This is a genomic window from Allobosea sp. NPDC055332 (assembly GCF_053645455.1).
On the sequence record NZ_JBSHMO010000002.1, the window covers coordinates 960,420 to 973,538 of the forward strand.

Consider the following 13,119-nt stretch of genomic DNA (forward strand, 5'->3'; position numbering starts at 1 on the left):
GAAACAGGTGGGTTCAGCGCTTGTAGCGGTTGGGGACGAAAGGCATCGCGGCGATGGTTGCCGGCAGCGGCTTGCCGCGCACGATCAGATCGAGCTTCGTGCCTGGAGCCGAATGCTCCTTGGCGACATAGCCCATGGCGCAGGGGCCGTTCAGGGTCGGGCCGAAGCCACCCGAGGTAACCTTGCCGACGACGGTGCCGTCAGCGGTCGCGATCTCCGCGCCCTCGCGCGCCGGGGCCCGGCCTTCCGGCAGCAGGCCGACGCGGACGCGCGAGACGCCCTCGGCGAACTCGCGCTGGATGCGGGCCGCGCCCGGGAAGCCGCCCTCCTCGCGCCGGCGCTTCTGGATCGACCAGTTGAGCGCCGCCTCGACGGGGGAGGTCGTGGTGTCGATGTCATGGCCGTAGAGGCAGAGGCCCGCCTCGAGGCGCAGCGAATCGCGGGCGCCGAGGCCGATCGGCTTGACGCGTGCGTCGAGCAGGAGCGCATCCCAGATCTCGCCGATCCGGTCGGCCGCGGCGGAGATCTCGTAGCCGTCCTCGCCGGTATAGCCCGAGCGGCTGACATTCGCCTTGACGCCGCCGAGCTTCAGCGTGCGCAAGGTCATGAAGCCCATCTCGGGCGCTTCGGGATTGAGCGCTGCCAGCGCCTCCTCGGCCTTCGGTCCCTGCAGGGCGATCAGGCCGCGATGCTCGGCCTTGACCAGCTTCACATTGGCCGGCAGCCGCGCCTCGATATGGGCATAGTCCTCGGTCTTGCAGGCGGCGTTGACGACGAGCAGCAGCGCACCGTCCTCGTCCGGATCGGCCGAGCGCGTCACCATCAGATCGTCGAGGATGCCGCCTTCCTCATTCAGCAGCTGCGAATAGCGCTGCTTGCCGGGAGGCAGGTTGACGATGTCGGCCGGGATCAGCGCCTCGAGCGCGCGGGCAGTGGTCTCGTGGTCGGGCCCGACGAGGAAGGCCTGGCCCATATGCGAGACGTCGAACAGGCCGGCGCTTTCGCGCGTCCAGTTGTGCTCGGCCATGATGCCGGCCGGGTACTGCACCGGCATGTCATAGCCGGCGAACGGCACCATGCGCGCGCCCAGCGTGACATTGCGGGCGTGCAGCGGCGTCTTGAGCAGCGGCTCGGTGCTTGCAGTCTCGGCTTCGGCAGCCATGGCATCCCTTCCAGAGTCGAGCGCGAGCCCCGGACGGATTCGTCCGGAGCGCGCCCCCTCTGTCTCGGGACCTGAGAGATTTCCCCGCCAGGCCGAAGCCTTGGGCGAGTTACCCCCGTCGGTGGGCGAGCCTCAAAGGCCCGCCACTTTCCAGAGCGCCAATTCCCACGCGGTCCGTTTGCCTGAGCGTTTCCGGGGCGGTTGCGCCTTCGGCGCCGGGTCCGGACAAGTCCGGTCCCGGTCTCTCCCGCGGGGATGATGCGGCTGAGCCAGCAATAGACGAGCGAGGGGCCGAGTCAATCGGCCCCCTGCCTCAGTTCACGGCAGCGTGCCGCTTATCTGCGCCGGCGCCGCGCCGGCTCAGCGCCGCCAGGACTCAGGCCGACGATGATCTCGATTTCGCCGGAGCCCGCCGGAACGCTGATATTGCTCTCGACATGCGAGAAATCGGCGCCGGTCTGGCCGCTGGGGATGGCGCCGCCGACGCGGGAGCTGCGGCGCGCGATGACCTGGTTGTTGCGCGTCACCTGGGTGAACAGCGTCGCGCCATAGCTCCCCGGGCCGCCGGCCGGGCCGATCAGGATACGGCCTTCGACGCCGACCTTGAGGGTGAAGGCACCGTCTTTCCCCACAGGCGTGCATTCGCGCGCGACCGTGGTGATCGAGACCTGGCTGCGCAGGCTGCCGCTGTCCGGCCCCGACTGGGCGCGGATCGCGGCACCACCATCGGAGATGATCACCTGCGGGCAGATGAAATTGACCTCGTCGTCCTGCGGCAGCTGGTCGACCGGCGGCGGCGTGGTCGACTGGAACATCAGGATATTGCCGAGCTTCTGCGCGGAGCTCGGCTCGCCGGTGCTGGATGAACCGGAAGAACCGCAACCGGCGAGCGTAAGCGCCAGAGCAGCAGGCAGAGCGAACCGGCCGACGCGGCCAGCGAAGCGATCAATCACGGCAAAGCCTCCACACCGGGACCGAATCCATTGAGCGAAACCGGGATTCCGACCCCTTCCTCGGGAGTCTGAAACACGATGAATGTGGCGCTCTTACCGCCCTTGAGCTGGCCGAGCAGGGTATCGTCCATCACCACCTCGGCGACGCAGCCGGTGGTCAGGCAGCGCACGAAGCCGGCGCGGCCGATATCCTTGTCGTCGATCTTGAGGCCGAGGCCGGAGGGCAGCAGCACGCCGAGCGGGGCGACGACGCGCAGCAGGCGGCTCTTCTGGTCGGCCGTCTTCAGCACGATGACGAGCAGCGTCAGATTCGGGCGATCCTCGGCCGCGACGTTCTGCACGAGCGCGCATTGCTCGGCCTTGGCGCCCGGCGGCGTCTCGCAGCGCATCTGCCAATCGCCATGGGTGGAGCGCACCGCGCCCTGGGCCTGAGCCGGCGCGACCGAAAGCCAGCCGCAGCCGAGGACGACGAGCGCCGCGGCCACGGGACCGATGATTGAGCGCATCCCTGTCCTCCTCTTCCAGACGTAGGGATGCGCACATACCCACGCCGAACGGCGCCCCCGCCATACGAGATTGCGTTCCGACCATGCGTCCCGATTCCTGTCAAGGCGAAGGATCACATGCGCTTGCACAGGAGACTCACCGCAGACTCGCGGAGGGCAGCGTCGATCGGCTGCCCGGCACCCATGCACTTGTCGCGTACTTATGCCGCACGGGCTGCGTCACAGCCTGTCATTGCCCCACTGGCGCAAGCGTGATCTTTGATTTATCGCAATGCCGAAGAACCGGGGTGGCCAGACGTGGCCGTCCCGGCGCGCGCCTGTCTTGAGCTGACGAAGGCAGATCGCGCGGCATCAAAGGAGCTATGTCGGACCGATGCGATTTGTGACCACTCCTCTCAGGAACGCGCTGGCGGCCCTTGCTGCTGCCCTGGTAGCGTTTTCGCCGGCCGTCGCATCGGCCCAGAACGGCATGCCGCAGCCTTGGGAGCTGAATCTCCAGCCGGCCAATTCCGAGGTGATGACCTTCATCCACTGGTTCCATGACTGGGTGAACGTCCTCATCTTCATCATCACGCTGTTCGTGCTGGGGCTGCTGATCTATGTCGCCTGGCGCTTCAACGAGAAGCGCAACCCGGTCGCCTCGAAGACGACGCACCACGCTCTGCTCGAGGTCGCCTGGACGATCGTCCCGGTCCTGATCCTGGTCGTGATCGCGATCCCTTCCTTCCGCCTGCTCAAGCTGCAGCTGGAGATTCCGCAGGCCGACATGACCGTGAAGGTCACCGGCAAGCAGTGGTACTGGTCCTATGAGTACCCGCAGGAAGGCGGCAGCTTCGGCTTCGATTCGCTGATGCTCGACGAGAAGCAGCGCGCCGAGGCGATCCAGTCCAAGAAGATCGCCGAATCCGAGGCCCCGCGCCTGCTCGCCGTCGACAATGAGGCGGTCGTTCCGGTCGGCAAGATCGTGCGCGTGCAGGTCACCGGCGCCGACGTCATCCACAAGTTCGCACTGCCGGCCTTCGGCGTGAAGATCGACGCCATCCCCGGCCGCCTGAACGAGACCTGGTTCAAGGCCGACCGCGAAGGCATCTTCTACGGCCAGTGCTCGTTCATCTGCGGCCAGAACCACGCCTTCATGCCGATCGCCATCCGCGTCGTCAGCCAGGAGCGCTACACGGCCTGGCTCGCGGAAGCGAAGCAGAAATTCGCCAATGCGGCCGACGCCGCCAGCAAGGTCGCCGAAGCGACCCGCTGAACCCGACACTCTTGAAAGAACTCACGCGAACGGCATTCGCAGGAGGAGACGAATTTCATGGCTACCGCGGCTCCCCACGCCCACGGGCATGATGACGCCCACGCCCACGAGCACCACACCCCGACGGGTTGGCGCCGCTGGCTGCTGTCGACCAACCACAAGGACATCGGCACGCTCTATCTGATCTTCTCGATCGTCGCGGGCCTGATCGGCGGCTTCCTGTCGATCATGATGCGCATCGAGCTGCAGCAGCCGGGCCTGCAGATCTTCGCCAACGGCCAGAGCTACAACGTCTTCGTCACCGGTCACGGCCTGATCATGATCTTCTTCATGGTCATGCCCGCGGTGATCGGCGGCTTCGGCAACTGGTTCGTGCCGCTGATGATCGGCGCGCCGGACATGGCCTTCCCGCGCATGAACAACATCTCGTTCTGGCTGACGGTCGCGGGTCTGATCCTGCTGCTGATCTCGATGTTCGTCGAAGGCGCCCCCGGCGCCAAGGGCGTCGGCACCGGCTGGACCATCTATCCGCCGTTCTCCTCGACAGGGCACCCCGGCCCGTCGGTCGATTTCGGCATCCTGTCGCTCCACGTTGCCGGTGCGGCATCGATCCTGGGTGCGATCAACTTCATCACCACCATCCTGAACATGCGCGCGCCTGGCATGACCATGCACAAGATGCCGCTGTTCGCCTGGGGCGTGCTGGTCACCGCCTTCCTGCTGCTGCTGGCGCTCCCGGTCCTCGCCGGCGCGATCACCATGCTGCTGACCGACCGCAACTTCGGCACGACCTTCTACGATCCGGCCGGCGGCGGCGACCCGGTGCTCTACCAGCACCTGTTCTGGTTCTTCGGCCATCCCGAAGTGTACATCATGATCCTGCCGGCCTTCGGCATCGTCAGCCACATCATCTCGACCTTCTCGAAGAAGCCGATCTTCGGCTATCTCGGCATGGCCTACGCCATGGTCGCGATCGGCGTGGTCGGCTTCATCGTCTGGGCCCACCACATGTACACGGTCGGCCTGTCGCTCAACACGCAGCGCTACTTCGTCTTCGCGACGATGGTGATCGCGGTGCCGACCGGCGTGAAGATCTTCTCCTGGATCGCGACGATGTGGGGCGGCTCGCTTCGCTTCACCGCGCCGATGGTCTGGGCGATCGGCTTCATCTTCCTGTTCACCGTCGGCGGCGTTACCGGCGTGGTGCTGGCCAATGCCGGCCTCGACCGCTCGCTGCACGCGACCTACTACGTCGTGGCGCACTTCCACTACGTGCTGTCGCTCGGCGCGGTGTTCGGCATCTTCGCGGGCTTCTACTACTGGTTCCCGAAGATGAGCGGCTACATCATCCCGGACTGGATCGGCCGCCTGCATTTCTGGGTCGCTTTCATCGGCGCGAACCTGCTGTTCTTCCCGCAGCACTTCCTCGGGCTGTCCGGCATGCCGCGGCACTATGTCGACTATCCCGACGCGTTCGCCGGCTGGCACTTCTGGTCGTCAATCGGCTCCTACATCTTCGCGGCGGGCCTGCTGATCTGGCTCTACGGCATCGTCGTCGCCTTCACGAAGAAGGAGCTCGCCGGCAACAATCCGTGGGGCGAAGGCGCGACCACGCTGGAGTGGACCCTGTCCTCGCCGCCGCCCTTCCACCAGTTCGAGACGCTGCCGCGCATCACCGGCTCGGACCACTGATCAAATCGGCGGCGGGCCTCTCGCCCGCCGCCGCCCCTCCCCCGAGCGCCTGATCCGAGGCGCTCCGGAGACGGGCGGATCCCGCAAACGATGCCCTCGGGCATCATGAAAGTTGAAGCGAACGAATTTCGATGTCTGCTGCCTTCGATCAGATCCCCCAGGCTGACGACGGAGTCTCGCTGAGTTCCACCGGCGAGGCGCGCGACTTCTTCGCGCTGCTCAAGCCGCGGGTGATGTTCCTCGTCATCGTGACGGCGCTCGGCGGTATGGTCGCGGCGCCGGGCACGGTCAATCCGATCATCGGCCTTGCCGCCCTGCTCGCGATCTCGGTCGGCGCCGGTGCCTCGGGCTGCCTCAATATGTGGTGGGACGCCGATATCGACGCCGTGATGGCCCGCACCGCCGGTCGGCCGATCCCAGCCGGCCGCATCCTGCCTTCCGAGGCGCTCGCCTTCGGGCTCACCCTCTCGGTCGGCTCGGTGCTGGTGCTCGGCCTCGTCGCCAACCTGCTCTCGGCGGCGATGCTGGCCTTCACCATCTTCTTCTACGCCGTCATCTATTCGATGTGGCTGAAGCGGGCGACGCCGCAGAACATCGTGATCGGCGGCGCCGCCGGCGCCTTCCCGCCGATGATCGGCGAAGCCGTGGTCACCGGCGATTTCGGCCTGACCTCGATCGTCCTGTTCGCGATCATCTTCCTGTGGACGCCGCCGCATTTCTGGGCGCTCGCTCTGGTGAAGTCGGAAGATTACGCCCGCGCCGGCATCCCGATGCTGCCCAACGTCGCCGGCCCGGCCGCGACGCGCCGCCAGATCGTCGCCTATACGCTGGTACTGGCCCCGGTCGCGGTGCTGCCGGCGCTGATGGGCTTCGGCGGGCTGATCTACCTGATCGTCTCGGTGGTCACCGGGCTCGCCATGATCGGCCTGTCGCTGCGCGTGCTGAAGGTCACCCAGGGCGAACCGGCCAACAAGGCAGCCTATGCCCTGTTCGGCTTCTCGATCCTCTATCTCTTCCTGCTCTTTGCGGTGCTGCTGGCCGAAAACGGCCTCGGCCTGATGTGGGCCCTGCCCAAGGTGCTGGGATGAGCCAGGACCCGCAGGGCAAGAAGCAGCCGCCGGCGCCGTTCTCGCCGGAGGACATGGCACGGCGCAATCGCCGCTCGATCGCGCTCGCGCTAGTGCTCGGCGGCCTCGTGGTGTTCTTCTTCATCGTGACGCTGGCCAAGACCGGGCCGGCGATTCTCAACCGGCCACTGTGACGCGATGACCGCCGCCTCCAGAAACCGCCGCACCGTCCTCGCCTGCAGCGTCGCAGTGCTCGCCATGACCGGGCTCTCCTTTGCTGCGGTGCCGCTCTACAACCTGTTCTGCAAGGTCACCGGCTTCGCCGGCACGCCGATGGTCGGCACCGCCGCCACCGGCAAGACCAGCGAGCGGATCGTCTCGGTCGCCTTCGACGCCAATGTCGCGCCGGCCCTGGGCTGGCGCTTCGAGGCGGAGAAGACCGAGATCAGGGCGCAGGTCGGCGTGACGCAGACGGTGTTCTACAAGATCACCAACACGTCCTCGCGGCCGATGACGGGCATCGCGACCTATAACGTCCAGCCGAACCAGTCGGGCGCCTATTTCGTCAAGATCCAGTGCTTCTGCTTCACCGAGACGACGCTGCAGCCGGGCGAGACCCTGGAAGCGCCGGTGGTGTTCTACATCGATCCCGAGATCGAGTTGAACCGCGAGCTCGCCAGCCTGAAATCGATCACCCTGTCCTACACCTATTTCCCGTCGAAGAACGGGCAGCCGGTGGCGGAAAGCAAGGGTGACGGCAACCAATCGAAACTATAAAGCTGCGCGACAAGCGCTGCACTTCTACGGACGCGGAGACTTGAGCACGATGGCCGGGGCCCACACCAAGAACCACGACTACCACCTCGTCGACCCGAGCCCGTGGCCGATCGTCGGTGCCGCCAGCGCAACCATCATGGCGATCGGCGCGGTGATGTGGATGAAGGCGCTGCCGATCGCCGGCATGACCATCGGTCCGCTGGTCTTCGGCGTCGGCCTGCTCGGCGTGCTCTACACCATGCTCGCCTGGTGGATGGACGTGACCCGCGAGGCCGAGCGCGAGGGCCACCACACCCGCGTGGTGCAGCTGCATCACCGCTACGGCATGATGATGTTCATCGCCTCCGAGGTGATGTTCTTCGTCGCCTGGTTCTGGGCCTATTTCGATGCCAGCCTGTTCACCGGCGAGCACATCCAGTACGCCCGCGCCGAATTCACCGGCGGTCACTGGCCGCCGAAGGGCATCGAGACCTTCGATCCCTGGCATCTGCCGCTGCTCAACACGCTGATCCTTCTGACCTCCGGCACGACCGTGACCTGGGCGCACTACGCCCTGATCCAGGGCGACCGGAAGGGCCTGAAGCAGGCCCTGTGGCTGACCGTGATCCTCGGCATCCTGTTCACGGCCTGCCAAGCCTACGAGTACTCGCACGCCGCCTTTGCCTTCAAAGGCAACATCTACGGCGCGACCTTCTTCATGGCGACCGGCTTCCACGGTTTCCACGTCATCATCGGCACGATCTTCCTGGCGATCTGCCTGTGGCGCGTCTATCTCGGCCACTTCAAGCCGGACCAGCATCTCGGCTTCGAGTTCGCCGCCTGGTACTGGCACTTCGTCGACGTGGTCTGGCTGTTCCTGTTCGCCTCGATCTATGTCTGGGGCGCCGGCGGAGTGCCGGCCGGGCACTGAGGTCAAGGCCGGAAGCGGCCGCGAACCTGACAAGGGGCGGCCGCAAGGCCGCCCTTTCCATTGGAGGAGGCCGCCATGACGCAGCCGCAGATCACTCCGCCTTCACCCTTCTCGACGGGCCTCTCCGGCCGCTGCCCGCGCTGCGGCGAAGGCAAGCTGTTCGACGGCTATCTCAAGCTGAAGCCGCGCTGCGCCGCCTGCGGGCTCGATTTTTCCTTCGCCGATTCGGCCGATGGGCCGGCGGTGTTCATCATGCTGATCGCCGGCTTCTTCGTGCTCGGCCTCGCGCTCTATGTCGAGATCGCCTACACCCCGCCAATGTGGGTGCACCTTGCGCTCTGGCTGCCGCTGGCACTCGTCACCTGCCTCGGCCTGCTGCGGCCGATGAAGGGGCTGGCGGTCGCCCTGCAATACGCCAACAAGGCCGAGGAAGGCAGGCTGAAGAAGTGAGCGCGTCCGCCTCCCCTACGCCCCGGCCGAAGCTGCTGCTGCCGGCGCTCCTCACCATCGTCGGCGTCGCGGTGCTGTGCACGCTCGGCGCCTGGCAATGGCTGCGCATGAGCGAGAAGCGCTTCTTCATCGAGCGACTGGAAGCGCAGGCCAAGGCTGCCCCGGTGCAGCTGTCCGCCAATGGCGGCTGGCCCAAGCTCGACCTCACGCGTGCGCAGGCCAAGGGTAGCTATCTCGACGGCATGGCCAGCGTGCGCACGACCATCGCCGCCGGCCCGCCCGGCTCGCGCCAGCTTTCCGGCTTCGGGCGTTGGATCTTCCAGGGTTTTCGCCTGGAGGACGGCATGACGATCCTGGTCAATCGCGGCTTCGTGCCGGAGAGTCGCTTCGCGGCGATCGCACCAGCAACCGGAACTGCCACCATCACCGGTTATCTGCGCGCGCCCGAAGCGCGCAACAGCTTCACGCCGGACGACCTGCCGCAGCAGCGCGAGTTCTACACGCGCGATCCCGTCGCCATCGCCGCAGCGCTGGGCATCGGGACGATCGCACCATTCTATCTGGAGGCCGAACGCCAGGGCGACGGGCTGACTCCGCCTGCCGGGGTCGACGTCAACGAGCTGATCGCCCGCATCCCCGACAACCACTTGCAATACGCGCTGACCTGGTGGGGGCTTGCGCTGACGCTGATCGGCGTATTCGCGGCCTATGCCTGGCAGGCGCTGACGAAGCCCGATCCGGGGAGCTGAAGCGCCCGAACCTCGGAAACCTCGCAGGGCAAGGCTGCTTTGCGCAGCCGGACTTTGCCCTGCCCAGCCAACAGGCCTATAGGATCAGCACGACATCCGAGATCATGAACCGTGCTGCATATTTCGACCCGTGGCGAAGCGCCGTCGCTCTCCTTCGCCGACGCGCTGCTCGCCGGACTCGCCCGTGACGGTGGGCTCTATCTGCCGCAGGCCCTGCCGCGTCTCAGCCCGCAGGAGATCGCCGGCTTTGCCGGCAAGCCCTATGCCGAGGTCGCCGAACGCGTCGTCGGGGCGCTTGCCGACGGCGACATCGCGGCCGACGCGCTGAAAGCCATGATCGGCGAAGCCTATGGCAGCTTCCGCCATCCGGCGGTGTGCCCGCTGGTCCAGCTCGGCGACAACCTGTTCTCGCTCGAGCTCTTCCATGGCCCGACGCTCGCCTTCAAAGACGTGGCGATGCAGCTGCTCGGGCGGTTGATGGACCATGTGCTGGCGCAGCGCGGCGAGCGCGCCACCATCGTCGGCGCGACCTCGGGCGACACCGGCGGCGCCGCGATCGACGCCTTCAAGGGGCTGGAGCGCGTCGACGTCTTCATCCTCTACCCGCATGGCCGCGTCTCCGACGTGCAGCGCCGGCAGATGACCACGGTCGAAGCCGACAATGTCCATGCCATCGCAATCGAAGGCACCTTCGACGACTGCCAGAACCTGGTGAAGGCGCTGTTCAACCACCACGCCTTCCGCGACGAGCTCCGCCTCTCCGGCGTCAACTCGATCAACTGGGCAAGGATCGCGGCGCAGGTCGTCTACTACTTCACCGCCGCCGCCGCGCTCGGCTCGCCGCACCGGCCGGTGTCCTTTTCGGTACCGACCGGCAATTTCGGCGACATCCTTGCCGGCTGGATCGCCAAGCAGATGGGACTGCCGATCGGCCGCCTGATGGTCGGCACCAACAGCAACGACATCCTGGCGCGCACGCTCGAAACCGGCGTCTACGAGATGCGCGGCGTCGCGGCGACGACCTCGCCCTCGATGGACATCCAGATCTCCTCGAATTTCGAGCGGCTGCTGTTCGAGGCGCATGGCCGCGACGGCGCCGCCGTGCGCCGGCTGATGCAGTCGCTGGCGCAGTCCGGCCGCTTCGAGATCGCGCCTGAGCCGCTCGCCCGCATCCGCGCCGATTTCGATGCGGTCTCGCAGGACGAGGCTTCGATCGCCAGCGAGATCGGCACGGTCTGGCGCGAGGCCGGCTATCTGCTCGATCCGCACAGCGCGATCGGCGTCGCGGCCGCCCGCAAGCTGCTCGAGGCCGACCCGGCGACGCCGGTGGTCGCGCTCGGCACCGCCCACCCCGCCAAGTTCCCGGCTGCGGTCGCGGCTGCGAGCGGCGTCACGCCCGCATTGCCCGCGCACCTCGCCGACCTGATGGAGCGCAAGGAGCGCTCGTCGCTGTTGCCGAACGACCAGAGCAAGCTGGAGCGCTTCGTCGCCGAGCGAGCCCGGGCAGTCCGGAGTGCCGCGGCATGACGGTGGCGAAGACGCTCAAGGCCAAGACGGAGAAGCCCCAAGCCGTGAAACCAGGCGACGCAGCCGGTCACGATCCCGCCGTCAGCCTGACGACGCTGCCGTCCGGCCTGCGCATCGTCTCCGAGCGCATGGCCCATGCCTCGACCGTCTCGCTCGGCATCTGGATCGGCGCCGGCGCCCGCGACGAGCTCCCGCACGAACACGGCCTCGCCCATCTGCTCGAGCACATGGCGTTCAAGGGCACCGCCCGGCGCACCGCGCTCGAGATCGCCGAGGAGATCGAGAGCGTCGGCGGCGACCTCAACGCCGCGACCTCGGTCGAATACACCTGCTACACCGCCCGCGTGCTCGGCCAAGACCTGCCACTGGCGGTCGACATCCTCTCCGACATCCTGACCGCACCCGCCCTCAGCGAGGAGGAACTGGCGCGCGAGAAGGGCGTGATCCTGCAGGAGATCGGCGCCGTCCAGGATACGCCGGACGATCTGGTCTATGACCGTTTCCTGCAGGCCGCCTTTCCGGAGCAGCCGCTCGGCCGGCCGATCCTCGGCACCGCCGAGACGGTCAACAGCTTCACACCCGACGCGATCCGCGCCTATCTCGACAGGCACTACCACGCCGGCAACATGGTGCTGGCCGCCGCGGGCGCCGTCGACCATGACGAGCTGGTCGCCCTGGCGGAGAAGGCGCTCGCCGGCCTGCCGTCACGGCCCGCGAACATGCCCGAGGCGCGCACGCAAGCGACCTATCAAGGCGGCGAGGCCCGCATCGACGGCGACGAGGAGCAGGTGCACATCGTGCTTGGCTTCCCCGGCAAGCCGTTCACCAATGGCGCGCATTATCCGCTGCAGATCTTCTCGGCCGTGCTCGGCGGTGGCCTGTCGTCGCGCCTGTTCCAGGAGGTGCGCGAGCGTCGCGGCCTCGCCTATGCGATCGATGCCTTCCACTGGCCCTTCTCCGATTGCGGCGTCTTCGGCATCAGCGCCGGCACCGCGCCGGAGGATGTCGGCGAGCTGGTCGAGGTCGCGCTCGACTGCCTGAGCCAGGCGGCCCGCGACGTCAGCGAGGCCGAGGTCGCCCGGGCCCGGGCCCAGATGAAGGTCGGGCTTCTGGCCTCGCTGGAAAGCCCCGGCGGCAAGCTCGAGCAGATGGCGCGGCAGGTCTTGGTCTTCGGCCGGGCGATCCCGCGCGAGGAGCTGGCGCGCCGGCTCGATGCAGTCAGCCTCGCCGATGTGCGCGCGGCCGGCCAGGGCCTGCTCGACGGCGTGGTCACGGTCGCCGCCGTCGGCCCGCTCGCCGGCCTCGCTCCGGTGGCGGCCCTACGCGCCATGCTGGCGCGAGCAGCCTGACAGCCATGGCCCTCTTCCGCTTCGCCACCGACCCGCCGACGCGGCCGCTGATCAGGACGCAGAACCTGATCCTGCGCGCTCCGCTCGCCGGCGACTATTCGGCCTGGGCGGGCCTGCGGATGGAGAGCCGTGACTTCCTCACCCCGTGGGAGCCGGTCTGGACCGAGGACGATCTGACCCGCGCCTCCTTCCGCCTGCGGGTGAAACGCGCCGCCCGCGAGATCGCGACCGACGAAGCCTATTCGCTGTTCATCCTCGACAGCCGCTCGGAAACCTTGCTCGGCGGGCTGACGCTGGGCCTCGTCAGGCGCGGCGTCGCGCAGGCCTGCACGCTCGGCTACTGGATGGGCCAGCGCCATGCCGGCAAGGGCCACATGACGGAAGCGGTGCGCGGCGCGCTCGACTTCGCTTTCTCCGAACTCGCTTTGCACCGCGTCGAAGCCGCCTGCCTGCCGCACAACGAGCCCTCGCGCCGGCTGCTGGAGCGCGTCGGCTTCGCCCGTGAGGGCGAGGCGCGCGGCTATCTGCGCATCAACGGCGCCTGGGCCGATCATCTGCTCTACGGCATGCTCGCTTCCGAGCTGCGCCGTCCCTCCGAAATCGATCGCAAGCTGTGAACAGCCTGCCTTGCCCTCGCCACGTCCCGCCGATACCACTGGCCATCACGCCTGAAGAGCCCCCCGCAGAGTCCATCTTGTCATCGACGCCCCGCTTCCTCCGGT

At 67.3% G+C, this 13,119-nt stretch carries 14 protein-coding genes and 2 riboswitches; of the genes, 11 read left to right on the forward strand and 3 right to left on the reverse strand.

Annotated features, from left to right (window positions below; genetic code table 11):
* Positions 1-13: 13 nt before the first annotated feature.
* From gcvT to ACWIGM_RS13290, 3 genes are all read right to left on the reverse strand, one after another.
* Complete coding sequence (gene gcvT, locus ACWIGM_RS13280; protein ID WP_454026391.1) at positions 14-1,162, reverse strand: glycine cleavage system aminomethyltransferase GcvT; 1,149 nt, start codon at positions 1,160-1,162, stop codon at positions 14-16.
* A gap of 57 nt (positions 1,163-1,219) precedes the next feature.
* A riboswitch (glycine riboswitch) is annotated at positions 1,220-1,318 on the reverse strand.
* Between the two features lie 4 nt (positions 1,319-1,322).
* Positions 1,323-1,422, reverse strand: a riboswitch (glycine riboswitch).
* Between the two features lie 75 nt (positions 1,423-1,497).
* Positions 1,498-2,115 (reverse strand): hypothetical protein, encoded by a 618-nt coding sequence (locus tag ACWIGM_RS13285; RefSeq protein ID WP_454026392.1) that lies wholly within the window; start codon positions 2,113-2,115, stop codon positions 1,498-1,500.
* Positions 2,112-2,621, reverse strand: a complete 510-nt coding sequence (locus ACWIGM_RS13290; RefSeq protein WP_454026393.1) for an invasion associated locus B family protein — start codon at positions 2,619-2,621, stop codon at positions 2,112-2,114. Before ACWIGM_RS13290 ends, ACWIGM_RS13285 begins: the two co-directional genes overlap by 4 nt.
* Positions 2,622-2,994: 373 nt before the next feature.
* Here ACWIGM_RS13290 and coxB point away from each other — a divergent pair, with 373 nt between their 5' ends.
* The 11 genes from coxB (at position 2,995) to ACWIGM_RS13345 (ending at position 13,014) form a co-directional block, all read left to right on the forward strand.
* Positions 2,995-3,876, forward strand: coding sequence for a cytochrome c oxidase subunit II (coxB, locus tag ACWIGM_RS13295; protein ID WP_454026394.1), 882 nt, complete (start codon positions 2,995-2,997; stop codon positions 3,874-3,876).
* A gap of 57 nt (positions 3,877-3,933) precedes the next feature.
* A complete protein-coding gene (gene ctaD / locus ACWIGM_RS13300) occupies positions 3,934-5,568 on the forward strand; it encodes a cytochrome c oxidase subunit I (RefSeq protein ID WP_454026395.1) in 1,635 nt (544 codons plus the stop codon).
* 131 nt (positions 5,569-5,699) lie between these two features.
* Positions 5,700-6,656: a heme o synthase gene (locus ACWIGM_RS13305; protein ID WP_454026396.1), complete on the forward strand. Its 957-nt coding sequence runs from the start codon at positions 5,700-5,702 to the stop codon at positions 6,654-6,656.
* Positions 6,653-6,829 carry a hypothetical protein gene (locus ACWIGM_RS13310; protein WP_454026397.1) on the forward strand — a complete coding sequence of 59 codons (177 nt, stop codon included), beginning with the start codon at positions 6,653-6,655 and terminating at the stop codon, positions 6,827-6,829. The genes ACWIGM_RS13305 and ACWIGM_RS13310 overlap by 4 nt, the downstream gene beginning before the upstream one ends.
* 4 nt (positions 6,830-6,833) lie before the next feature.
* On the forward strand, positions 6,834-7,412 hold the full coding sequence (locus ACWIGM_RS13315; RefSeq protein ID WP_454026398.1) for a cytochrome c oxidase assembly protein: 579 nt from the start codon (positions 6,834-6,836) through the stop codon (positions 7,410-7,412).
* A gap of 49 nt (positions 7,413-7,461) precedes the next feature.
* Positions 7,462-8,322: a cytochrome c oxidase subunit 3 gene (locus tag ACWIGM_RS13320; protein WP_454026399.1), complete on the forward strand. Its 861-nt coding sequence runs from the start codon at positions 7,462-7,464 to the stop codon at positions 8,320-8,322.
* A 75-nt stretch (positions 8,323-8,397) separates the two neighbouring features.
* Positions 8,398-8,772, forward strand: a complete 375-nt coding sequence (locus ACWIGM_RS13325; protein ID WP_454026400.1) for a DUF983 domain-containing protein — start codon at positions 8,398-8,400, stop codon at positions 8,770-8,772.
* Entirely contained in the window at positions 8,769-9,521 is a 753-nt protein-coding gene (locus ACWIGM_RS13330) for an SURF1 family protein (RefSeq protein ID WP_454026401.1), read from the forward strand. The genes ACWIGM_RS13325 and ACWIGM_RS13330 overlap by 4 nt, the downstream gene beginning before the upstream one ends.
* 111 nt (positions 9,522-9,632) lie before the next feature.
* Positions 9,633-11,048 carry a threonine synthase gene (gene thrC / locus ACWIGM_RS13335; protein ID WP_454026402.1) on the forward strand — a complete coding sequence of 472 codons (1,416 nt, stop codon included), beginning with the start codon at positions 9,633-9,635 and terminating at the stop codon, positions 11,046-11,048.
* Entirely contained in the window at positions 11,045-12,397 is a 1,353-nt protein-coding gene (locus ACWIGM_RS13340; protein ID WP_454026403.1) for a M16 family metallopeptidase, read from the forward strand. Before thrC ends, ACWIGM_RS13340 begins: the two co-directional genes overlap by 4 nt.
* A 5-nt stretch (positions 12,398-12,402) precedes the next feature.
* Complete coding sequence (locus ACWIGM_RS13345) at positions 12,403-13,014, forward strand: GNAT family N-acetyltransferase (RefSeq protein ID WP_454026404.1); 612 nt, start codon at positions 12,403-12,405, stop codon at positions 13,012-13,014.
* Positions 13,015-13,119 lie beyond the last annotated feature (105 nt).